The organism is Methylobacterium mesophilicum SR1.6/6, assembly GCF_000364445.2.
Classification (GTDB): Bacteria; Pseudomonadota; Alphaproteobacteria; order Rhizobiales; family Beijerinckiaceae; genus Methylobacterium; species Methylobacterium mesophilicum_A.
In genome coordinates this window covers 361,431-383,404 of sequence record NZ_CP043538.1, presented here as the reverse complement: position 1 = coordinate 383,404, position 21,974 = coordinate 361,431, and the positions used below count along the sequence as shown (strand labels likewise).

General features: G+C 71.4%; 23 protein-coding genes and 2 riboswitches. Of the genes, 8 read left to right on the top strand and 15 right to left on the bottom strand.

Annotated elements, in window-relative coordinates; all coding sequences use genetic code 11:
* Window positions 1–32: 32 nt before the first annotated feature.
* From MMSR116_RS01835 to MMSR116_RS01820, 4 genes are all read right to left on the bottom strand, one after another.
* On the bottom strand, window positions 33–1,073 hold the full coding sequence (locus MMSR116_RS01835) for an FAD binding domain-containing protein (protein ID WP_010686416.1): 1,041 nt from the start codon (window positions 1,071–1,073) through the stop codon (window positions 33–35).
* Entirely contained in the window at window positions 1,070–1,564 is a 495-nt protein-coding gene (locus tag MMSR116_RS01830; protein WP_010686415.1) for a (2Fe-2S)-binding protein, read from the bottom strand. The genes MMSR116_RS01835 and MMSR116_RS01830 overlap by 4 nt, the downstream gene beginning before the upstream one ends.
* Before the next feature lie 116 nt (window positions 1,565–1,680).
* Window positions 1,681–1,905 (bottom strand): DUF2945 domain-containing protein, encoded by a 225-nt coding sequence (locus MMSR116_RS01825; RefSeq protein WP_010686414.1) that lies wholly within the window; start codon window positions 1,903–1,905, stop codon window positions 1,681–1,683.
* A gap of 372 nt (window positions 1,906–2,277) precedes the next feature.
* On the bottom strand, window positions 2,278–2,541 hold the full coding sequence (locus tag MMSR116_RS01820; RefSeq protein ID WP_010686413.1) for a hypothetical protein: 264 nt from the start codon (window positions 2,539–2,541) through the stop codon (window positions 2,278–2,280).
* 234 nt (window positions 2,542–2,775) lie between these two features.
* Between MMSR116_RS01820 and MMSR116_RS01815 the strand changes: the two genes are divergently transcribed.
* The gene (locus tag MMSR116_RS01815; protein WP_039894438.1) at window positions 2,776–3,960 is read left to right on the top strand and encodes a sensor histidine kinase; all 1,185 of its coding nucleotides are present in this window, start codon (window positions 2,776–2,778) and stop codon (window positions 3,958–3,960) included.
* A gap of 97 nt (window positions 3,961–4,057) precedes the next feature.
* Window positions 4,058–5,191 (top strand): hypothetical protein, encoded by a 1,134-nt coding sequence (locus MMSR116_RS01810; RefSeq protein ID WP_010686411.1) that lies wholly within the window; start codon window positions 4,058–4,060, stop codon window positions 5,189–5,191.
* 10 nt (window positions 5,192–5,201) lie between these two features.
* Here MMSR116_RS01810 and MMSR116_RS01805 read toward each other — a convergent pair whose 3' ends face one another.
* Together MMSR116_RS01805 and MMSR116_RS01800 are read right to left on the bottom strand one after the other, a co-directional pair.
* Window positions 5,202–5,726 (bottom strand): cupin domain-containing protein, encoded by a 525-nt coding sequence (locus tag MMSR116_RS01805; RefSeq protein ID WP_010686410.1) that lies wholly within the window; start codon window positions 5,724–5,726, stop codon window positions 5,202–5,204.
* Window positions 5,727–5,831: 105 nt separating this feature from the next.
* A complete protein-coding gene (locus tag MMSR116_RS01800) occupies window positions 5,832–5,981 on the bottom strand; it encodes a hypothetical protein (RefSeq protein ID WP_010686409.1) in 150 nt (49 codons plus the stop codon).
* Here MMSR116_RS01800 and MMSR116_RS01795 point away from each other — a divergent pair.
* The 3 genes from MMSR116_RS01795 (at window position 5,980) to MMSR116_RS01785 (ending at window position 8,882) form a co-directional block, all read left to right on the top strand.
* The gene (locus tag MMSR116_RS01795; RefSeq protein ID WP_010686408.1) at window positions 5,980–6,804 is read left to right on the top strand and encodes a MetQ/NlpA family ABC transporter substrate-binding protein; all 825 of its coding nucleotides are present in this window, start codon (window positions 5,980–5,982) and stop codon (window positions 6,802–6,804) included. The genes MMSR116_RS01800 and MMSR116_RS01795 overlap by 2 nt on opposite strands.
* Window positions 6,805–6,883: 79 nt before the next feature.
* A complete protein-coding gene (locus tag MMSR116_RS01790) occupies window positions 6,884–7,828 on the top strand; it encodes an alpha/beta hydrolase (protein WP_010686407.1) in 945 nt (314 codons plus the stop codon).
* 163 nt (window positions 7,829–7,991) lie between these two features.
* Complete coding sequence (locus MMSR116_RS01785; RefSeq protein ID WP_010686406.1) at window positions 7,992–8,882, top strand: tripartite tricarboxylate transporter substrate binding protein; 891 nt, start codon at window positions 7,992–7,994, stop codon at window positions 8,880–8,882.
* 30 nt (window positions 8,883–8,912) lie between these two features.
* Here MMSR116_RS01785 and MMSR116_RS01780 read toward each other — a convergent pair whose 3' ends face one another.
* From MMSR116_RS01780 to MMSR116_RS01745, 8 genes are all read right to left on the bottom strand, one after another.
* The gene (locus MMSR116_RS01780) at window positions 8,913–10,442 is read right to left on the bottom strand and encodes a tripartite tricarboxylate transporter permease (RefSeq protein ID WP_010686405.1); all 1,530 of its coding nucleotides are present in this window, start codon (window positions 10,440–10,442) and stop codon (window positions 8,913–8,915) included.
* Window positions 10,442–10,864, bottom strand: coding sequence for a tripartite tricarboxylate transporter TctB family protein (locus MMSR116_RS01775; RefSeq protein WP_010686404.1), 423 nt, complete (start codon window positions 10,862–10,864; stop codon window positions 10,442–10,444). The genes MMSR116_RS01780 and MMSR116_RS01775 overlap by 1 nt, the downstream gene beginning before the upstream one ends.
* Before the next feature lie 1,127 nt (window positions 10,865–11,991).
* Complete coding sequence (locus MMSR116_RS01770; protein ID WP_010686402.1) at window positions 11,992–13,716, bottom strand: DEAD/DEAH box helicase; 1,725 nt, start codon at window positions 13,714–13,716, stop codon at window positions 11,992–11,994.
* Between the two features lie 9 nt (window positions 13,717–13,725).
* Window positions 13,726–14,514, bottom strand: coding sequence for a precorrin-6A synthase (deacetylating) (gene cobF / locus MMSR116_RS01765; RefSeq protein WP_010686401.1), 789 nt, complete (start codon window positions 14,512–14,514; stop codon window positions 13,726–13,728).
* Between the two features lie 43 nt (window positions 14,515–14,557).
* A complete protein-coding gene (locus tag MMSR116_RS01760) occupies window positions 14,558–15,496 on the bottom strand; it encodes an ornithine cyclodeaminase family protein (RefSeq protein ID WP_010686400.1) in 939 nt (312 codons plus the stop codon).
* Window positions 15,497–15,638: 142 nt separating this feature from the next.
* Entirely contained in the window at window positions 15,639–16,760 is a 1,122-nt protein-coding gene (locus MMSR116_RS01755) for a DSD1 family PLP-dependent enzyme (protein ID WP_010686399.1), read from the bottom strand.
* Window positions 16,761–16,807: 47 nt separating this feature from the next.
* Window positions 16,808–17,947 (bottom strand): pyridoxal-phosphate dependent enzyme, encoded by a 1,140-nt coding sequence (locus tag MMSR116_RS01750; protein ID WP_010686398.1) that lies wholly within the window; start codon window positions 17,945–17,947, stop codon window positions 16,808–16,810.
* 143 nt (window positions 17,948–18,090) lie between these two features.
* Complete coding sequence (locus MMSR116_RS01745; RefSeq protein WP_010686397.1) at window positions 18,091–19,353, bottom strand: D-amino acid dehydrogenase; 1,263 nt, start codon at window positions 19,351–19,353, stop codon at window positions 18,091–18,093.
* Window positions 19,354–19,420: 67 nt separating this feature from the next.
* Window positions 19,421–19,530: riboswitch (glycine riboswitch) on the bottom strand.
* 3 nt (window positions 19,531–19,533) lie between these two features.
* Window positions 19,534–19,638, bottom strand: a riboswitch (glycine riboswitch).
* A gap of 315 nt (window positions 19,639–19,953) precedes the next feature.
* On the opposite strand from MMSR116_RS01745, the gene MMSR116_RS01740 reads away from it, so the two are divergent.
* From MMSR116_RS01740 to MMSR116_RS01730, 3 genes are all read left to right on the top strand, one after another.
* Window positions 19,954–20,331: a nuclear transport factor 2 family protein gene (locus tag MMSR116_RS01740; RefSeq protein WP_010686396.1), complete on the top strand. Its 378-nt coding sequence runs from the start codon at window positions 19,954–19,956 to the stop codon at window positions 20,329–20,331.
* Window positions 20,332–20,512: 181 nt separating this feature from the next.
* Window positions 20,513–20,755: a hypothetical protein gene (locus MMSR116_RS01735; RefSeq protein WP_010686395.1), complete on the top strand. Its 243-nt coding sequence runs from the start codon at window positions 20,513–20,515 to the stop codon at window positions 20,753–20,755.
* A gap of 91 nt (window positions 20,756–20,846) precedes the next feature.
* On the top strand, window positions 20,847–21,452 hold the full coding sequence (locus MMSR116_RS01730) for a glutathione S-transferase (RefSeq protein ID WP_010686394.1): 606 nt from the start codon (window positions 20,847–20,849) through the stop codon (window positions 21,450–21,452).
* A 20-nt stretch (window positions 21,453–21,472) separates the two neighbouring features.
* Here the strand turns inward: MMSR116_RS01730 and MMSR116_RS01725 are convergent, their stop codons facing one another.
* Window positions 21,473–21,946, bottom strand: a complete 474-nt coding sequence (locus tag MMSR116_RS01725) for a DoxX family membrane protein (RefSeq protein ID WP_039894435.1) — start codon at window positions 21,944–21,946, stop codon at window positions 21,473–21,475.
* Window positions 21,947–21,974 lie beyond the last annotated feature (28 nt).

Here is a 21,974-nt window from a genome sequence, read left to right as displayed (position 1 = left end):
AGGGACGGCGGTGCCAAGCCATCGACCGCGTGTCAGACGATGCCGAACGGAGAGGCGGGGAGCGCCGGAATCCGGGCGGGCGTCCCGGCGGCGGCCTGGGTCAGCGCGCGGATCGCCACCCGTCGGGCGAGCTCGACCTTGAAGGCGTTGGCCTCGCCGGTGGGCTTGGCACCCGCCAGCGCCGCGTCGGCAGCCTTCGCGTAGGCCTCAGGGGAGGGCGCCTGTCCGGCGAGCGCCGCCTCGGCCTCCGCCACCCGCCAGGGCTTGAGCGCCAGCCCGCCGAGGGCGAGCCGCGCTCGGTCGATCGTGCCCCCCTCGAGCGTCAGGGCGGCCGCCGCCGAGACCACCGCGAAGGCGTAGGAAGTGCGGTCACGGACCTTGAGATAGCGGGCGTGGCCCCGGAAGGACGCCGCCTCGGGGGGCAGCCGCAGGGCGGTAATCAGCTCGCCCGGTTGCAGCGCCGTCTCCCGCTCCGGGTGGTCGCCGGGAAGGTGGTGGAATTCCGCGAGCGGAACCTCCCGGGCGCCGTCCGGCCCGGCGATCTCGACCACCGCGTCGAGGGCGGCGAGCGGCACGCAGAAGTCGGACGGGTGGGTGGCGATGCAGTGCTCGCTCCAGCCCTGGACCGCGTGGATGCGGGTGGCGTGCCCGAGCGCCGCGCAGCCGGAGCCGGGCGCGCGCTTGTTGCAGGGTGAGACGGCGTCGGTGAAGAACTGGCAGCGGGTGCGCTGCATCAGGTTGCCGCCGACCGTGGCGGCGTTGCGCAGCTGGGCCGAGGCGCCGGCCAGCAGGGCCTCGGCCACCATCGGGTAGGCCTTGGCGAAGGCCGGGTCGTAGGCGAGGTCGCTGTTGCGCACCAGGGCGCCGACCCGGGTGGCGCCGTCCGGCAGCCGCTCGATGGCCGACAGGCCGGGCAGGCGGGTGATGTCGACGACCCGCTCCGGAGTGGCGACGCCGCCCTTCATCAGGTCGACCAAGTTGGTGCCGGCGGCGAGGTAGGCGGTGCCCGGAACCTGCCCGGCCGCCACGGCCTCCGGCACGTTCGCAGGGCGGATGTAGTCGAAGGTCCTCACGCCGCGTCCTCCCGCTGCTCCGTCGTCCGGGCGGCCGCGTCCTGAACCGCGTCCAGGATGCCCGCGTAGGCGCCGCAACGGCAGAGATTGCCGCTCATGCCCTCGCGGATGCGCTCGGGATCGGTTCCGGCATGGCCCTCGCGGATCAGGCCGACCGCGCTCATGATCTGCCCGGGGGTGCAGAAGCCGCACTGGAAGCCGTCATGGGCGATGAAGGCCGCCTGGACCGGGTGCAGCCGGTCGCCCTCGGCCAGGCCCTCGATGGTCAGCACCTCGGCGCCGTCGAGGCTCGCGGCGAGCGTGAGGCAGCTGTTGATGCGCCGCCCGTCCACCAGCACCGTGCAGGCGCCGCACTGGCCGCGGTCGCAGCCCTTCTTGGCGCCCGTCAGGCCGAGGCGCTCGCGCAGGAGGTCGAGGAGGGTGACGCGCGGATCGTCGAGGGCGATCTCGCGCTTCTGCCCGTTCAGGGTAAGCCTGAGGGGAATGGTCATGCGGGGGTCCCGGCTTTCTAAGGCTGGAACCGTTACAGATAGCCGGAGCCCCGACCTCGGCGAGACCAAAACACAAGGCGATGTGCGCAACATCACGGCATGTGCAGGTTGCGCCCTTATGCGGACTTGACCGTGACCTCCGCGGCCGACTTGAGGACGGTCTTGCCCTTGGCGGTCTTGATCTCGACGGCGGGCTCGCTCTTCGAAGCCGCGCGCTTGACCGTGTTCCCCTTGATCGTCTTCTTGACGTCCTGGGTATGGACCTTGGTCACCTCCCCCGAGACCGTGCCCTTGCCCCACGTGTAGGTGACATCGTCTCCGGTCTTCACCTTGGCGGTCATCACAACCCTCCGTCTGTGGTGCGGTGACAAGCGGCCCAGGGAGGGCGCGTTCCCGGGTTTCCACGGCCGGAATGCCGCAGCCGCGCATCTCCGAGTCTTTCCACGTCCATTCCAAATCGAGGTGATGCGCGCGCTCGGAAACTGCCCGCGGGATCGTGGCGAGCCCCTGCCAGTGCCGGGGACCCGCGGCGATGCCGGGGAACGCCGGGCCGCCCCGGACCAGATCGGCGACACGACCATGCGCAGCGTCCCGTTCCGCGACCAAGTCGCCTCATTCCCGGCTGCGCGACGATGGCTCGAGGGTGGGGGCGACATCCTCCCCGCCTCGCGACGTGCCGGAACGCTTCGCGCTCCCGGACGATAGGGGAGGCTTCAGCGCCCGACTTCGCGGCGCAGCGCCGCGACCATCGCCTCCACCGTGGCCTGCGCAGTCTCGCCCAGATCGATGCCGGTCTCGCCGGCGGTGACGAGGCCGCGCGCCTCCAGCTCCTTCACACCCTCCGGATCGGCCTCGTGGCCGGCACCGTCCCTGCGGATCACCGAGGTGACCCGCTCGCCGCTGACGAGACGGTGATAGGCCGCGAAGGCGAAGATCGAGAGAGCCTTGTCGGAGAGTCCGTTCACGGCGTCGGCCATCGGTGCAGTCCTCGCGTGCAGGGTTCGTGGCGGGTTCGTGTGACGAACGCCGCGCGGGGAGCCACGGCTCCCGAAAACCCGTCCGGGTGCGACGACGGGTGCGACCCGCCCGCCGGCGCCGCGTCGCGCCGGGCCCGCCTTCCTGCTAGTCTCGCCATCTCCATGACCGCCTCCATGACAGCACAGACCGACCAGACCGAAGTGGAACCCAGCCCGGAGCCGGCCCGCGGGCCCATGCCCCCCGACCTCGACTATCGCCTGCGTCAGCAGGCGATCCTGTCGGAATTCGGCGTCGAGGCCCTGCGCGGCACCGATGTCGACCACCTGCTGCAGCGGGCCGCGGAACTGTGCGCGCAGGGCATGGGCGCCGAATTCTGCAAGGCGCTGGAATACCGTCCCGGCGCCGACACGCTGCTGGTGCGGGCCGGCGTCGGCTGGGGACCGGACGTGATCGGCAGGGCTTGGATCGGGGCCGACCTCGCCTCCCCGGCGGGCTTCGCCCTCAAGACCGGCCGGCCGGTGATCTCGAACCACCTCGCCGAGGAGACCCGGTTCCGCACGCCGCAGCTCATGGCCGACCACGGCATCCGCCGGGCGATCAACGTGCTGATCGAGAACCGGGACGGTGCGTTCGGGGTGCTGGAGGTGGACGACACCCGCGAAGGCATGTTCGCGGAGGCCGACATCGCCTTCATGCAGGGCTTCGCCAACCTGTTGGGCGGCGCCATCGAGCGCCAGCGCACCGAGAGCCTGCTGCGCGCGGCGCTGGCCCGACAGGACCTGCTTGCCCGCGAGATGAGCCACCGGGTCAAGAACAGCCTCGCCATCGTGGCGAGCCTGCTGGCCCTCCAGGCGCGCGCCGCCGACGAGCCCGCCGTGCAGACGGCCCTGACGGATGCGCGCAGCCGGGTCGAGGCGATCGCGGGCGTCCACGACCAGCTCTGGCGGCAGGGTGACGGGACCGGAGACAAATCGGCCGATGATGGGGAGGGGGTGCCGGGCGAACTCGATCTCGCGCCGTTCCTGGAGAAGCTGGTGGCCAACCTCGCCAGCGGCGCCCCGGATCGACGGCTCGCCTGCACGGCCGCGCCGCATCGGATCTCGGCCGACCGGGCGATCCCGATCGGACTCCTGGTCAACGAACTCGTCACCAACGCGCTTAAATACGCCTATCCGCCCGAGACCCACCCGCAGGGCGGCGAGATCCGCGTCAAGGCCGAGCACCAGCCCGGCGGGCTCGTGGTCGAGGTGTCCGACGACGGCGTCGGGCTGCCGGCGGACTTCGAGATCGGGCGCGCCTCGAAGAGCCTCGGCATGCGGGTGGTCGGCAGCCTGACGCGCCAGCTCGGAGGCAGCCTCACGACACCGGCCCGAGGACAGGGCGCCTGCTTCCGACTGGACGTACCGTTGACCGAGTGAGCGCGCGGGACGCGCCGCTCATCGAAGCCAGGACTGGACAAAATGTCCCGCGCCATCGCGATCTGCGCGACGGGCTCGACGAGACAGAGCGGATGCAGTGACTGAGACCAGGGATGCGGCGACGATCCTCGCCGAGCGGCTCCACGCCTTTCGGAGCCTGGGCGACAATTGCGAGTTCGGGTTCGTGCAGCGCTACGGCGGAGTCGAGCCCTCCGGCCTGTTGCGCTTCTCCTACACGCCCCTGGAGGACCTGATCCGCGGGCTGCGCTGCGGCTTCTCGGATTTCGGCGTACCGGGCGACCTGCGCCTCTCCGTCAGCGCGGGCGGCACCTATTACTGTCACAGCCTCGCCTACAACATCTGGGCCAATACCGGGCACCCGGACGGCTCGATCGAGCCGGAGGCGTTGCTGGAGCGGGAATACGGCCGGCTCGCCTATCTCAAGCGCAAGTTCCTGGACGATCTCACTGACGGCGCGAAGATCCTGGTGCGCAAGACCGGCCCCGAGACCTCCGAGACCGACTTCGCGCGGCTCGCCGCGGCGGTCCGGGCGCACGGCCCCTCGACGCTGCTGCGCGTGACGGAAGCGGGGCCGGGCTGGCATCCTGAACCGGTCCGGCGCGTCGGCGACCACCTGATCGCCGGGACGGTGCGCCGGTTCGCTCCGGTGGAGCAGGCCTGGGAGGTCGATCTAGAGCCCTGGATGCACCTCGTGGACAGCGCCTACGCGCTGGACCGCGGCGCGGTGCCGACCCGTCTCGACGCCGCCACCTTCCCGGAGGCGCTGCCGCTGCGGGGCGGTCTGCGCCACCATGTCGGCCGGCACCGCGAGACGGCGCTGAGCGCCTATACCCGGGCGGTCGACCCGGCGGGCTTCCGCCGCGACGCGGTCCACGTCTTCTCGAGCTGGGTCTGGATCCCGGAGGATTTTTCCGGGACGCGCATCTTCGCGGCGGCGGGCTACGCGCGGCTCGGTTGGCAGGACGCCGACCTGTCGCGGCGCGGCTGCTGGCAGCGGGTCTGGGCCGCGGGGCGGCTGCGGGCCGAGGCGGCGCAGGAGCCCGTCGGGCTCGGCATGATCGGCACGCGCCGGGACGGCTTCTGGTCGGTGGGCGCGCGCTTCGCCGAGGGACAGATCCCGGGGGAGGAACCCGCGCCGACGCTGCCGATGCCGCCGCGCCGGTTCCCGGGCCGGGCTCTCCTCGGCCGGTTGGTGCCGCGGTTCGCGTGAGCGGGCTCCCTCACGGGTGCTTGTGGATCGGATCGACCCAGTAGACCGTCTCGGGAGCCTCGGCGGCCGCGACGTCGGGCAGGTTGACCACCACCGCCTCGTTGTCGGAGCGCACCAGCACGCAGTGCAGGGGCTCGTCGGTCGAGGCGTTGATCTCCTGGTGGGGCACGTAGGGCGGCACGAAGATGAAGTCGCCGGGGCCGGCCTCCGCGACGTATTCCAGCCGCTCGCCCCAGCGCATCCGGGCGCGGCCCGAGACCACGTAGATCACGCTCTCCAGGTCACCGTGATGGTGCACGCCGGTCTTGGCATCGGGCTGGATCGCCACCGTGCCGGCCCAGATCTTCTGGGCGCCGACGCGCGCGGCGTTGATCGCCGCCTGCCGGAACATGCCGGGCGTCTGCGCGGTGTTGGCATCGAGCCGGTCGCCCGGGATCACCCGCACGCCGTCGTGTTTCCAGCGCTCCGCTGCGCCGGGCGCGTCGCCGGGCGGGGGTTCGTGGGTATGGGTGTGATCATCATCGCTGTCGTGCATGTCGGATCCTCCGGCGCCATCATGACACGGCGGCGCCGGTTTGCGAGGCGCCCGCCGGCCGCCCGGCCTCTGACGAGACGATGATTCGCCTGGGAAAGATGAGCGTCAGTAGAACTCGTGTTCACTTTGGATCACGGGCAGAACACCGATCTTCATCCCCAGGAAAATCGAACACTTCGTTTCCTTGAACGGCATCCGGTCGGTCAGTAAGACCCGTCGCGTGTCCTCCGCCAACAGGCCATCGAACACGCCCATGACCGCTCCGTCCCGTCGCGTCGTCCTGGCCGGATTCTTGGCTGGATCCCTGGCCGAACTCCTGATCCTCGCGGCCGGTGGGCGCGCGGGTGCGGCCGGACAGGCTCTGCGCGTCGTGGCATCATCGGTCCCGCACGCGGAGATCCTGCACTTCGTCAGCGAGACGCTGGCGCCCGACATCCCGCTCAAGGTCATCGAGATCAGCGGCGACCTGAGACCGAACGCGCTCCTGCGCGACGGCGACGCCGATGCCAACTTCTTCCAGCACGTGCCCTTCCTGCGAGCCGAGGAGGCTGCGCTGGGGACCCGCTTCGCGGTCGTGGCGACGGTGCATGTCGAGCCCCTCGGGCTCTACAGCCGGCGCGCCAGAGCCCTCGCCGAGCTGCCGAAGGGCGGCCTCGTCGCCATCCCGAACAACGTCACCAACGCGAGCCGGAGCCTGACGCTGCTCCAGGAGAACGGGTTGATCCGCCTGCGGCCGGGCGGGGAGGGGGCCTTCGCGAGCGTCGACGACGTCGCCGAGAACCCGAAGGGGTTCCGCTTCGTCGAGATCGTGCCGCCGCAATTGCCGCGCTCCCTCGACGACGTGGCGCTCGCGGTGATCAACGGCAACTACGCCCTGGAGGCCGGGCTGGAGCCCGCGCGGGACGCCCTGGCGCTGGAGCGCGCGGAGGGCAACCCCTACGCGAACGTCCTCGTCACCACCGAGGCGCTGGCGCAGGATCCCCGAATCCTGCGGCTGGCCGCGCTCCTGACCTCGGCCGAGGTCGCGGCGTTCATCCGGACCCGCTACCGCGGCTCCGTGGTGCCGGTGCGGGCCTGAGCGGTCGGGAACCGATCCGGAGCCCCGGTCTTGCCTACCGGGCAGCACGGGAAGGCGCCCTTCGCGAGGGGCCTCCGCAATGCCCGACCTTCTGCCCGACCGCCGATCCCTTCTCCTCACCCTGGCCACGACCTCGGTGCTCCTGTCGGCGCGGGGCGCGGATGCCGTCGGGGCGCCGGAGCGGATCCCGCTCTGGCCGGGGGAGCCGCCGGGCGGCGGCGGTCCGCAGGGCCCGCTGGTCCGCGACGACAGCGGTGCGGTCAAGAACGTCGCCACGCCCGTGCTGGAGGTCTACGCCCCGGAGACTCCCACCGGCGTGGCGGTCCTCGTGGCCGGCGGCGGCGGCTACGCCCGGATCGGGATGGTCAAGGAGGCCCTGCCGGCCGCGCTCTGGCTCGCCGCGCAGGGCATCACGGCCTTCGTGCTCACCTATCGCCTGCCGCGCGAGGGCTGGGGGGCGGGCCCCCTCGCGCCGCTCCAGGACGGGCAGCGGGCCCTGCGCCTGATCCGCGCCGAGGCCGGGCGCTTCCGGATCGACCCGGCTCGCATCGGCGTGCTCGGCTTCTCGGCCGGCGGCCATCTCGGCGGGATGATCGCGGCGCGCTCCGCGTTCCGGGCGTACGACCCCGTCGACGCGGCCGACGACCTGTCGGCCCGGCCCGACTTCGCGACGCTGATCTACCCGGTGGTGAGCCTGGAGCCGCCCTACGACCGCACGACCACCCGGCATTCCCTGGTCGGCGAGGCTCCGAGCCCGGAGGCGAGCCGGGACTGGTCGCTCCACACGCACATCCGGTCCGGCTGCCCCACGCTGTTCCTGGTGCAGGCCGACGACGATGCCGTCATCAGCCCCGAGCACAGCCGCGTGCTCGACGAGGCATGCCGCGCCGCGCGGGTGCCGGTCGAGTACCACCGTTTCGCCGTCGGCGGCCACGGCTTCGGGATCGGTCGCTCGGAGGCGCCGGTCGCCCTCTGGCCGAGGCTCTGCCGGCTCTGGCTGACGAGCGTCGCGGTGATGCGCTGAGCTTGCCGATCAGCGGATGAATCGGCGGCCTTCGGTCCGGCGTCAGCGGACGCAGTGTATCAAGGACTTAAGGTCATTCCCGATTGCACGTCGATCGAGAGCGCTCCTAACCTGCGCGGTGACCGGCCCCGTTCAACGATGGGCCGCGCGGGAGAGAACGCACATGGCACCCACACCCTCGTCCTCCTGGTCACGCCGCTCGGTCATCGGAGCGGGCCTCGGCGCCGGCGCGGCGCTGCTGGCCCGGCCCGCGCTGGCGCAGACCTACCCGACGCGTCCGATCCGCTTCGTCGTCGGCTACGCCCCGGGCGGGACCACCGACGTGCTGGCCCGCCTCATCGCCGAGCCCCTCGGCCGGCGCCTGGGCCAGCAGGTCCTCGTCGAGAACCGGCCGGGGGCGGCCAACAACATCGGCACCGACGCCGTCGTCCGCGCCGAGCCGGACGGCTACACGATCCTGCTGGCGAACCCGGCCAACGGCATCAATGACAGCCTGTACAAGAAGCTGAATTTCAACTTCCAGCGGGATATCGCCCCCGTGGCGGCGATCACGCGCTCACCCAACATCATGGAGATCAGCCCGAAGCTGCCGGTGAAGTCGGTGGCGGAGTTCATTGCCTACTGCAAGGCGAACCCCGACAAGGTGAACATGGCCTCCTCGGGGGTCGGCACGTCGGTTCACATGTCGGGCGAGCTGTTCAAGGCGATGACGGGCGTGTCGATGGTGCACGTGCCCTACCGGGGCGCCGGACCGGCGATCACCGACCTGCTGGCCGGCAACGCCGACGTGCTGTCGGTCGCCGAGACGGTGCCGGGCTACGAGGCGAGCGCGTGGTTCGGGATCGGCGCCCCCCGCAAGACCCCGCCGGAGCTGATCGCGCACCTCAACCGGGAGGTGAACGAGGTTCTGGCCGACCCGGCAATGGCCAAGAAGCTCGCGGATCTCGGCGGCGCCCCCCTGCAGCTCACCCCCGAGGCGTTCGGCGCGCTGATCGCCCAGGAGGTGGAGAAGTGGCGCAAGGTCGTGGCGTTCTCGGGCGCGACGGTCGACTGACCAACCGGACGGGCGCGTCCGCGCCAGACCTCAGGTCGGGCCGCCCGTCAACGATCCGGACGCCTCCGGGGCGGTCGCGGTCCGTGCTTTGCGCCGGGACAGCACGCGGATGAGTTGCCAGACCACCATCGCGGCGATCAGCGCGAGCAGGCCCCCCGCGATCGGCCGTGTGATGAACACCGTGAGGCTGCCGCGGCTCAGGAGCATGGCGCGGCGGAAGTTCTCCTCGAGCATCGGGCCGAGGATGAAGCCGAGCATCAGCGGGGCCGGATCCAGGGCGAGGCGCATCATCACGTAGCCCAGGAAGCCGAAGGCCGCCGTGATATAGATGTCGTCCAGGTTGTTGTTCACGCTGAACGTGCCGATGCAGCAGAAGAACAGGATCGACGGGAACAGCACCGCGTAGGGGATCTTGAAGACCGACAGCCAGAACCGCACCAGCGGCACGTTGATGATCAGCAGGAAGCAGTTGCCGATCCACATGCTGGCGACAAGACCCCAGAACAGGTCCGGGTGCTTGGCGATCATGTTGGGGCCGGGCTGGATGCCCTTGATGATGAAGGCCGCCATCATCAGCGCCATCACGGCGTTCTCCGGGATGCCGATGCTCATGAGCGGGATGAAGCTCGTGCGGGCGGCCGCCTCATCGGCCGCCGCCTGACCCGCCACGCCCTCGATCGACCCGGAGCCGATCTCGTGGCGGTACTTGCTCACCTTCTTGTCGACGGCGTAGGCGGCGAATTGCGCGATGGTGGGGCCGCCGCCGGGCAGGATGCCGAGCAGGGAGCCGACAGCGCTGCCGCGCAGCGCGCTCGGGAGGATGCGCTTGAATTCCGGCCAGGTCGGCATGAGGTTGATCCGGCCATTGAAGGGCGTGCGCTCCGAGCCGCTGTCGAGATTCTTTGTGATCTCGGCGATGCCGAAGCAGCCGAGCGCCACGCTGACGAGGCTGATCCCGTCGACCAGGAAGGGCAGGTCGAAGGTGAAGCGCGGCGTCCCGGTCTCCAGGTCGGTGCCGACTTGGCCGAGCAGCACGCCGATGAGGCACATGGACAGGCCGCGCAGGAGGCTGCCGCTGCTGACGACGCTGACGCAGACGAAGCCGAGCAGCATCAGCGCGCAGTAATCGGCGGGTCCGAACAGAAGCGCCACCTCCCCCAGGCTCGGCGCGAGCCCGGCCAGCACTACGATCGCCACGGTGCCGCCGATGAAGCTCGACACGCCCGCGGTGAACAGCGCCAGGCCGGTCTTGCCCTTCAGCGTCATCTGGTACCCGTCAATGCAGGCCACGATGCTGCTCGCGTGCGGGATCCGCATGGTGATGGCGCTGACGCTGTCGCCGTACTGCGCGCCGTAATAGATGCCCGCCAGCATGATGAGCGCGCCGCCCGGCGGGATGGAGTAGGTGAGGGGCAGGAGCAGGCTGATCGTGGCCAGCGGCCCCAGGCCCGGCAGCAGCCCGACCAGCGTGCCGATGACGCAGCCCAGCGCGCAATAGAGCAGGTTTTCGAGGGTGAGGGCGTGCTCGAAGCCGAAGGCGAGGTTCTGGAGGATCTCCATCAGACCAGCCTCAGGTTCAGCCCGAGGAAGCGCTGGAACAGGAAGGCGATCACCGCCAGCCCGGCCGAGATCCCGAGACTGCGCCGCCACGACGGCGCCGTGCCGGCATACGACACGACGAAGACCAGCACGAGGATCGCCGGCAGCATGCTGACGTATCGGGCGACGACGACGAAGCCGCCGAGCCCCAGCATCACGAGGGCGATCTTGCCGACGTTGAACTGAAGCGGCTCCCGGGCGGCGAGACGGGACTGCACGAGCATGAGCAGGCCGAGCACGAGGAGCAGCCCGCTCACGATCACCGGGAACAGGCCTGGTCCGGTCCGCGCCAGCGTGCCGATGGGGTAGCGCAGCGCCCCCAGACCGAAGAACAGGGCGACCGCCACGACGAACGCGCCTCTCGCGAGGTTCTGGTCCGGCATCCTTCTCCTCCACCGTGTCCCGGCCGCCGGTCTGACGCCGGCGTACGGGCGGAGCTTAAGATATTTTCGCCGCGGTGAAGGCCGCTCCGGCGGGAAAAGGCTGTCATGGACAGGCATTTGGAGCGTTTTTCGCGGACCCGGACACGGCACCCGGACAGGGATGCGCACGCGTGGAGGGACGGTCCTCCCATCCACGCTTGCTCCCGAGGGACCGCCGCGCGGCACAGGCCTCGGAAGGAGCCCTTCGGACAGCGCGGCGATGCCTGGAGCGGGGTCGGGCAGCACGCGCCGTCGCGATCGCAACACGCCTCATGCGGTTGCTTCGCGACCTCTTGTGCTGGAACCAGGTCGCGTTCCGCTGCCGCTCCATGCGTCCGGGAAAGCGGCCGGCGCGGTAACGGCTTCGTCCGGCGCCCTCCGACCCGCCGAAAGCCTTGGGGCTGTTGCTTGAACCGGAGCCGGGCAGGGGACTTCGCCCGCCCTCGCCCGGTCAAGCCGCGAAGCCGCGGGCTGCCTGCCGGTCACCGCCACGGGTCGACCCTGCGCGGCTGGCCTGCACGGCCCGGGATGCTCCGCTTCGCTCTCGCGAGGACGACCGCACGTGCCGCGGGGAGGGGACTGCACCGCCCTCGCCCGATCGAAGACGCGGCACGGATCCGCGCCGTTGCAGCCGCTCCCGCCCAAGCCGGACGATCCCACCGACCGGATCACCCGGAACCTAAGACCTGCAGACGCTTCGCATCCAGGCGGTCGGCGAATCGCGCGCCAAACGCAGATCGCGAGCCACTCGCGGAGCCGTCCCGGACCCATGGCCGGCGTTCGCATAAGATATATTATGGAACTCAACGCTGAACCCTAATCGGGTGAGGGGGGGGTTGGCATGCCAGACGGACGACTGCGGCAGTGGGTCCGGGCCGTTCCCTGCCCATGCCCGCTGACGGGACGGTCGCATGCGTTTCTGCCTGCGCGGGCCACGCGCGTCCATTCAGATCTCCCACGGTCGATCTCGGCTCGCCGTGATCGCGCCACTGGATCGGGCGAGGGCGGTCCGAGGCCCCTCCCCGCGACGGCCTTGCAGAAAGATCCCGCGGAGATCTAGCGAAGATCCCGACCGGTCTCCGGCGGTTTCACGCGGCGCACCCGGACAGACGGCGCACGTCGCCCAGGATCCGGCCGTCCGCTGTCCGGCAGGCGATCTGCTCCGACAGCCGGCCCGGCTGGATCCGGATCGCCGCCGGCCGGCTGAGGGCGTCGACACCCTCCAGGAACCCGGCCGCGTCCATCGGGGCGTCCCGGCCGCCCCCGAGGCCGCGCCACCACGCGACCGCCTTCTCCCGCTCGTAGCCGCGGCCCTCGGGCCGCAGGCGCACGCGCCACGCCACCTCGGTGGCGCCGTCCCGCCAGCCGAGCACGAGGTCGAGTCCGTCCGGCGCGGGCTCCAGGCTCAGGGCCGTCACCGGGTGCCAAGGCGCATCCGGGGACGGGGCTTCGGGATCAGGGCCGGTCGGCCCGAGGCCGCCGGCAGAACCGTTGGGCAAGGGATCGCCGGAGTCGGCCGAGAGGATCTGCAGCTCATCGTCCGCCGTGGCCTCGTGCGGGGCGTCCCGGTCCGCATCCACCTCCGGCTCGGTCCAGCAGGCCTCGCAGGTTGAGGCGTTCAGCGCGATCAGAGCGCCGCAGCCGGGGCAGGGCTTGGCGCGCGAGGCCCCTGCCCCACCCAGGCCCTGCGTGGCGCTCCGGACCGTTACGGCGTCCACCGGCCCATGCATCCGCACCAGCCCGGCATAATCGAGGATCAGCGCGTCGGCCTTGCCGGGGGCGCAGCGGAGCGCCCGGCCGACCTGCTGCACGTAGAGCCCGGTGCTGCGGGTCGGGCGAAGCAGCGCCACCAGATCGACCTCCGGCACGTTGAAGCCGGTACCGAGCACGCCGACCGAGGTCAGGCAACGGATGTGTCCGGCCCGGAACGCCGCCACGATCCGGTCCCGCTCCCGGCGGGATGTCTCCCCCGAGACGCTCTCGCAGGTATAGCCCTCCGCCCGCACGGCGTCGCGCACCGCATCGGCATGGGCAAGGCCCGCGCAGAAGGCGAGCCACGCCCGGCGCCGACGCCCGTAGTCCGCGAGTTCCGACACGGCGGCGCGGGTGATCCAGTCGCGGTTCACCGCGGCCTCCAGCTCCCCCGGGATGTAGTCGCCCCCACGCCGACCGACACCGGAGACGTCCAGTTGCGTAAGCGTCGCCTTCGAGACGAGGGGGGCCAGGAAGCCGCGCCGGATCAGCGTGAACGTGTCCGCCTCGTAGGCGATGCCGGCGAAGAGCCGGTGCGCACCTTCGTCGAGGCGGCCCGAATCGAAGCGGTAGGGGGTCGCGGTAAAGCCCGCCACGCGCAGCCCGGGGGTCATCGCCCGCAGGCCGGCCAGGAACCGGCCGTAGCGGGTGTCGGCGGCGCGGGGGATCAGATGCGCCTCGTCGACGATGACGAGGTCGCGCGGGCCCACAGCGTCGAGACGGTCGGCCACCGACTGGATGCCGCAGACCAACACCTGCGCGTTGGCCTCCCGCCGCCCGAGCCCGGCGGAGAAGATCCCGGCCGGCGCCTCCGGCCAGAAGTCCGTCAGCTCGCAAAAGTTCTGGGCGACCAGCTCGCGGCTGTGGGTGACGATCGCCACCCGGGCGAGGGGGTTCTCCTCCAGGGTCTCCCGGGCCAGCGCCGCGATCACGAGCGCCTTGCCGGCGCCGGTGGGCAGCACGATCAGGTGGCCGGGCGCCGCCTCGTCCGCCCCTCCCCGCGCCCAGGCGGCCGAGAGCGCGTCGAGGCTGGCGCGCTGGTAGTCCCGCAGGCGCAGCATGGCGGCGGTCTAGCCGGCTGCGCCGGCCCTGTCCGTGGCGGCGGGGTCACGGCGCAGCAGGTAGATATCCATGATCCAGCCATGGCGGACGCGCGCCTCTGCCCGGATCCGGCGGATCTCGTCGCCCACATCGCCCAGCCGGCCGGAAACCAGAATCTCGTCCGGACCGCCGAGATGGGCGCCCCAGTAGATGGTCAGGTCCGGGTCAAGATGGCCGAAGGCCGGGTCGCCGTCGAGCATCACCACGACGCTCTCCGCCTCCGCCGGCCATCCCGCGGCGAGGCGCCGGCCGGTGGTGATCAGCACCGACCCGCCGATGCCGTTCAGCGGTACCCCGTGGCGGGCGGCGAGCACCTGCACGCTGGACAGGCCTGGGATCACCGTGCGGGTGAAGGCGACCTGCCCGCGGGCGGCGATGCGGTCGAGGATGCGCAGCACGCTGTCGTAGAGGGCCGGATCGCCCCAGGCCAGGATCGCCCCCACCGCCCCCGGCGCCAGATGGGTCGCGAAGGCCGCTTCCAGCCGCTCGGCCCGGGCCGCGTGCCAGGCCGCGACGGTGCTGCCGTAATCGACCGGGCGGCGCTCCCGGGGCGGATCCTCCACGGCGATCACCAGATGGGGTTTCCGGATATGGGCCGCGCAGATCCGCCGACGAATCTCGACGAGGTCGGCGGTCTCGGCGCGCTTGTCGAGGACGAACACCGCGTCGACGTCGGCGAGCGCCCGTACCGCCTGGAGGGTCAGGTGCTCGGGATCGCCCGTGCCGATGCCGATGACCCGGATCTGCCTATCCTGCATGCCGTCCTCCGCCGGGGCGGGGAGGGCCGGCGCCGGCCCTCCCCTACAAGCGCGCGTCGGCTTTGGCGAGGATCGCCCGGGCGATGGTCAGGTCCTGCAGGGCGATACCGGAGGAATCGAACACGGTGATCTGGTCCCGGTCCGTCCGGCCCCCCTCCCCGAGCCGCAGCACGTCGCCGAGCGCCGTGAGGCCTCCTTGAGCCAGCGCGGAGGCGTGCTGGAACTCGCCGATGGTGCGCGACTGCTCCGGCAGGTCGCAGAACAGGGTTGCACGCTCCAGCAGGGCCGGGGGCAGTTCCTGTTTGCCCTTGGCATCCGCCCCCATGGCGGCGACGTGGGTACCGGGGCGGACCCAGCCGACCTCGAAGAGCGGCGCGCGGGCCGGCGTCGCCGTGACGATCACGTCGGCGGCCGCGCAGGCCTCCTGGGCGGAGGCCGCCCGCACTGCGATCCCCGAGGCCCCCTGCCCTGCCAAACGCGCGGCGAACCCCGCGACCTTGGCGGCGTCCCGGGCGACCACCAGCACGGTATCGATCGGCAGGACCCGGGCGAGCGCCGCGCACTCGAACTCGGCCTGGTTGCCGGCCCCGAACACCGCCAGCACCGCCGAATCCGGCCGCGCCAGGACGCTCGCCGCCACCGCGTCGGCGGCGGCGGTCCGGTAGGCGTTGACGCGGCCCGCCTCGATCACCGTATCGACGCGGCCGACATCCTGATCGAACAGCAGGATCACCGAATTGTGCCGCGGCAGGCCCCGGTCCGGATTGCCGGGCCAGAACGAGCCGACCTTCAGGCCGGCATAGTCGGCGGTCGAGCCCGACTTGATCGAGAACCGGTTGGCCGGCTCCGAGCCGTGGCCGAGCACCGCCGGGAACAGGGTCGTGCCCGGCGCCACCGCGGCGATCAGCGCCTCGCGGGCCGCGTCGAACGCCATGGCGTGATCGACCAACGCGGCCGATTCCTCCTCCGAAATGAAGCGCATGGCGTGAAGATCTCCAAAGTCATGGTTTCAAAAGGTCGAGACCTTTTGCGGGTGCAGGGCAGAGCCCTGCTCTCGGGCGAGGCCCGAGCGTCGGGGCCCTGCCCCGATATCCCGCCGAGGGGCCGGGGCCCCTCGGAAACCCCTACAGGGTCATACCGCGGGCGGTCACCGGCCAGATCGCCTCGACGCGGCCGTTCCGCACGCCGACATACCAGTCGTAGACGTTGACCGTCGGGTCGCAATGGCCGGGGATCAGCTTCAGGCGCTCGTTGAGCTTCAGCACGTTGCCGGGATCGCTGATCACCCCGTGCTCGTCCGAGCACTTGACGTACTCGACGTCGTCCCGGCCGAAGACCACCGGCAGGCCGCTGTCGATGCTCTGCGCCTTGAGGCCGGCATCGCAGATAGCGACATCCGCCTTCGCCTTGCTCATGATCGCCGTGTAGATGAACAGGCTGTTCTCGAACTCCGCGATCGGCCGCCCGTCCGCGTCCTTCACCCGCTGGTAGTCGGCGTCCATGAAGACGTAGGAGCCGCATTGCAGCTCGTTGTAGACGCCGCTGCCGCCCTCCATGGCGAAGCTGCCGGTGCCGGCCCCCGCCACGATGGCGCAGTCGAGCCCCTCGGCCTTGAGCAGGTCGACGGTGCGCTTCGTCTCGTCGATCGCCGTCTGGATCAGGGCCTTCCGCTCGCCGAAATCGCGCACGTGCTGGGCCTTGCCCTGATAGGCCTGCAGGCCCGCGAAGCGCAGGCCCGGCGCCGCCGCGATCTTCTTCGCGATCGCCAGAGCGGGCTCGCCCGGCGCGACGCCGCAGCGGCCGGCGCCGACGTCGATCTCCACAAGGCACTCGAGGGTGACGCCGTACCGGACCGCCGCCGCCGAGAGGTCGTCGACGTTGCCGAGGTCGTCGACGCAGACCAGCACCCGCGCGCGGGTGGCGAGCGCCGCGAGGCGCTCGATCTTCTTCGGCGCCACCACCTGGTTGGAGACCAGCACGTCGCGGATGCCGGCGCTCACCAGCGCCTCGGCCTCGCTGACCTTCTGGCAGCAGACGCCGCAGGCCCCGCCCCGCTCGATCTGCAGGACCGTGATGTCGGACGACTTGTGGGTCTTGGCATGCGCCCGGTGGCGCAGGCCGTGCTCCTTCATGAAGCGGCCGAGCGTATCGACGTTGCGCTCGAGGGCGTCGAGGTCGACCAGCAGGCAGGGGGTATCCACCTCCTCGACCGGCATCCCGACGGTGGCGGGGATGTTGTTGCGCATGGTGTATCCTCCTGATCGCGTGCGGATCTCGTGGCGGGGGCCCCGGATTACGGAGCGAGGCCCAGAAGCTCGGCGATGCGCGGCGTCGCCTTGATGCCGGTGCCGGTGAGCACCACCACGGTGGTCTCACCAGGCCGGATCGCGCCGCGCGCGGTGAGGTCGGTGAGCGCCGCCGCCGCCATGGCGCAGGTGGGCTCGACGTAGAGGCCCGACCGGGCGAGCTCCATCAGGGCCGCCTCGATGGATTCCTCGGAGACCGCCACGGTGCCGCCACCGGACCGGCGGAGCGCCGCCAGCACCTCCCGGCCGCGGACCGGCTGGGCGATCGAGGCGCCCTCCGCGAGGGTCGGGCGGGGCGTCACCGGCACGAAATCCTCCGCGCCGGCCTCGAAACCCGCGTGCAGGGGGGCGCAGTGGGCCGGCTGGACCGCGTAGAGCCGCGGCAGGCGGGCGATCTCCCCCCGGCGCAGCAGCTCCGAGAAGCCGATGTCGCAACCGAGGATGTTGCTGCCCGCCCCGCACGGGATGATCACGGCGTCGGGCGCGGCGAAGCCCAGATCCTCCCACAGCTCGTAGGCGAGCGTCTTGGTCCCCTGGAGGAAGTGGGCCTGCCAATTGTGGCTGGCGTAGAAGATCGACGCCGCTTGGCCGACCGCGGCGTCGGCCGTGTCCTGGCGGGTGCCGGGGATCAGCTCGACCTCGGCGCCGGCGGCCCGCATCTGGACGGTCTTGGCCGGCGAGGTCGAGGCCGGGACCAGGATCTTGGCCCGCATCCCGGCGGCGGCCGCGTAGGTCGCCACCGCGGCGCCGCCGTTCCCGGAGGAATCCTCAAGCACGGCGTCGATCCCCTGCTGGCGCAGGATCGACAGCATCACGGCGGCGCCCCGGTCCTTGAAGCTGCCGGAGGGCGCGAACCACTCGAGCTTGAAATGGGCGTGGCCGCCTTGCCAGGGCCGGCGCACCAGCGGGGTGCAGCCCTCCCCGAGCGTGACGGGGTCGGCCACCGGCACCGGCAGCGCGGCGGCGTAGCGCCAGAGGGAGCGCCGGCCCGTGTCGATCTCCCCGCGCCCGATCCCCGGCAGGTCGGTGATCATCAGCGGACCACCCGTCTCCGAGCGCCAGCGGGGCGTCTCGATCGGGTAGGTCGCGCCGGTGGCGGGGTCGAGATAGGCGACGGACGGGGGCATAGCGGCTCGGTTCCGGGGCGGCTCGGGAGGATAATACAAAATAATCTTGGTCGGCGCGCCTCCCTTTCCGGGGAGAGGACGGCGCGCCGCAATCCGGGCCGATGCGGGTCGAGATGGGCGGCGCCCTTCGAAACCCGGGAGGCTCAGGCCGCGAGCGGCAGGACCGTCGACTCCGGGGCGTGCTCGGCGGCGATCGCCCCGGCGACGAGTTCGGCGGTGGCGCCCGAGAGGGTCCAGCCGAGATGGCCGTGACCGGTGTTGTAGAAGACGCCAGGCCGGCTGCCACGGCCAACCTTGGGCAGCATGTTCGGCAGCATCGGGCGCAGGCCGCTCCAGGCGACCACCCGGTCGGTGTCGACCAGGGGGAACTGCTCCCGGGTCCAGTCGACCAGCGGCTGGATCCGGTCGTGGCGGATGTCGCGGTTGAAGCCGTTGAACTCGGCGGTGCCGGCGACACGCAGGCGCTCGTCGCCGAGGCGGCTGGTGACGATCTTGGCCGCCTCGTCGAGGATGCTCACCTCGGGCGCCGCCCGCTGCGCTTCCGGGGTCAGCAGGTTCACGGTGATCGAGTAGCCCTTCACCGGATAGACGTTGACCCGGTCGCCCAACATGGCGGCGAAGCGCCGGCTGGCGCAGCCCGCGCAGATCACCACCGCGTCGGCCCGCAGGATCTCCGCGTCGCCGGCCGGCTGACCCGCTCCACGCCACCTGACGGCGTAGTCCCCCTCCTCCGGCGCGATCGTCGCGACGTCGGCGTCCTGGATGAAGCGGACGCCCTTGCGCGCGCACGCGGCCGCGAGGCCGCGGGTGAATTTGTGGATGTCGCCGGTGGCGTCCGACGGCGTGAAGTAGCCGCCGTGATAGGTGCCGGCGAGCGTCGGCTCGATGGCGCGGATCTCCTCCGGGGTCACGGCATAGCGCTCGAGACCTCCCTCCCGCAGCAGGGCGTTGACCGCCGTGGCCTTCTCGAAGCTCGCCCGGTCGCGGTAGAAGTGCAGGATGCCGCGGGACTTCAGGTCGAAGTCGATCCCCTCGGCCTCCGCCATGGCGAACAGGGCCTCCCGGGCCTTCAGCGCCAGCCGCACGGTCTGCACGGTGTTCTCGCGGTAGTGAACGATCTCGCGGACGAACTCCGCCATCCAGGACAGCTTGTGCCAGGAGGGCTTGGGATTCATCAGCAGCGGCGCGTCGCGGCGCAGCATCCAGCGCAGGCCCTGCATCACCGTGGAGAGCTTGTTCCACACCTCGGCGTTGCAGGCCGAGAGCTGGCCGCCATTGGCGAAGGAGGTCTCCATGGCGGCGTAGCGCTGCCGGTCGAGGACGGTGACGCGGTAGCCGCGCTGGGCGAGCGCGTAGGCGGTCGTCACGCCGGTGATGCCGGCGCCGATCACGGCGATGTGGGTCATGGGTGGGACTCCGGAACGTCTGGACGCGGGAAGGCCGTCCTCGAGCGGTCGGCCGGTTGCGCGCCCCATCTGTCCCGGTGCCTGAGAGCTTGATCCGGCTCGGCCCTGGCGAGGCGAAGCGCGGACGTCCCCTTCGGCGGGTGCCCACGGGCTCGCCCGCTGCACCACTCTCCAGATCGCCCTGACGACACGGTTCCGGTGCCTGAGAGTTTCCGGGGCGGTTGCTCCGTCGGCGCCGGGCCTCCCTCTGGTGGGGATGATCCCGGTCTCTCCCGCATCGTCGCGATGGGCTGTCCCCTGGATACGCCGATTCGGCCGCGGCCGAGAAGCCCGGATTCCCGGCACCCTGCCCGTTCCGCGGACAGCCTGTGCGCGCTGTCACCGGTCCGGCGAAATCCCTGGGCGGCGTTTCCCGGCGCCATCACCCGGCCGAGGCCGCCCGGCCCGGCGGGCCCGGAGCGGGACCATGCGGGACCATGCGGGCACGTGCGGGCCTGCGCCCCCCTCGTCCCCGTCTTGCCCGCGCGCGCGCCGATCACGATAAGCATCCGGGCCGATGCGACCGGCTCCCGTCACGCCGTTGTTTCCGGAGGATCCGCGATGGATTGGACCGCGTTCGCGCAGGATTGGTGCGAGGCCTGGAATGCGCACGACGTGGAGCGCGTGCTCCTGCATTTCCACGACGACGCCGTCTTCACGTCACCGGGCGCCCTGAGGCTGCAGCCTGGCTCCGCCGGCATCGTGCGGGGGAAGCCGGCCCTGCGCCGTTACTGGTCGGAAGCCCTGTCGGTGATCCCGGACCTGCACTTCACGATCGACCATGTCTTCGCCGGGATCGATACCCTGGTCATCCAGTACAGGAATCAGAAGGACGTCAGGGTCAGCGAGGTGCTGATCTTCGAGGACGGCAAGGTGCGCTCCGGCCACGGAACGTATCCGATCGGCATCGCGAATCCCGTCGGTGCGGTCACGGCGTGAGCGCCCGAGAACGCCGGGACCGATCCGCTCGGATTTTACTATTGATAAACCAGAATTTAGCCTGAAACCCGCCTCAATGCGCGAATTCAGGCGCGACGGATAGTATACAAAATCTGTATTAAGCCTCATCACGCAGGATCTGCCGACAAGACACCTTCCTCGATAGCGGGCAGGCGGCGCGATGGCGAAGTGGATACCCGGCGCGGCGGTGTTCGGATTGCTGTGTCTGATGATCATCCCGGCGCCCGGGATCTGGGGTGTGCTGATCGGGGCCGTCTGCGTGCTGGCGATCGTCGGCAGCCTGTGCATGCTGCTCCTGGACCGGACGGCGACCGCCCTCCTCGCCTGGCGCCAGCGCGCCCGTCAGGTGCGCCGGAACCGGGCGGTGGTGCATGCCGGGTCCGGGACGGCGCGGAAGGCCTGACCGCCCGGCAGCGGGGCTGGATTCGGCACGGCATCGGTGCAAGGTCGCGCGGCGCCGCGATCACGGCGTTACGCCCAACCGGGACGGTCCGATGAAGCTCCTCTACTCCCCCGCCTCCCCCTACGCCCGCAAGGTGCTGGTCGTCGCCCACGAGACCGGGCTGATCGACCGGATCGCCGTGACCGCGGCCGGGGCCTCCCCGACCGGGCCCGCCCCGGAGGTCGCCGCCCACAACCCGCTGGGCAAGATCCCCGCGCTGGTGCTGGAGGACGGCACCGCCCTCTACGACAGCCGGGTGATCTGCGAGTATCTCGACGGCCTCTCGGCCGGTCCGCGCCTGTTCCCCGAGGGGGCCGCCCGCTGGGACGCGCTGACCCGGCAGGCGCTGGCCGACGGCCTGCTCGATGCGGCGCTGCTGACCCGCTACGAGCGCGTCCTGCGCCCGGAGGAGCGGCGCTGGGACGCCTGGGAGGCCGGCCAGGTCGGCAAGATCCGGTCGGCGCTCGACCGGTTCGAGGCCCTGGTGGCCGGCGGGCCGGCCCTCGACATCGGCACCGTCGCGATGGCCTGCGCGCTGGGCTACCTCGACCTGCGCTTCCCCGACCTCGCGTGGCGGGAGGGACGGCCGGCCCTCGCTGCGTGGTTCGCGGAGTTCGAGCGCCGACCCTCCATGGCAGCCACCGTGCCGAAGGGCTGAGATCCCACCGCCGGGTCCGGCTACGGCCGGGCCCGGTCGACGGCCGCGTAAGGGTTGGTCGAGCCGAGCGGGTCGGCGAGGAAGTCCTGGACCGTCCCGGCGCCGGTGCCGAAGGTGATGAGCAGGAAGCCCCCCGCCAGCGCGAAGTTCTTCAAGAAGTCCCAGAACAGCTCGCGGCCCTTGCCGCCGGCCCAGAAGTCGCCCGGCGCCCAGAACTGCTTCCACAGGAGCGCGGTCACGCCGCAATAGCCGGCCAGCACGAAGGCGGCGGCCCGGTCGGCGGTGCCGGTCAGGATGCAGAGCGACATCCCGATCTCGACGGCGAGCCCGACCAGGATCAGCGCCGTGGCGGGGGCGGTCGCGTGCACGGCCTGCCGCGCCTGCCCGACCGCGCCCCGGAAGTTCAGGATCTTGTCCAGCGCGCTGAACGGCAGGAACAGCAGCACCAGGAGCAGGCGGACGCCGAACGCGATCGCGACGCTGAGGCTGGCCATGCGGTAACGACGACTCCGACCCGGCCCC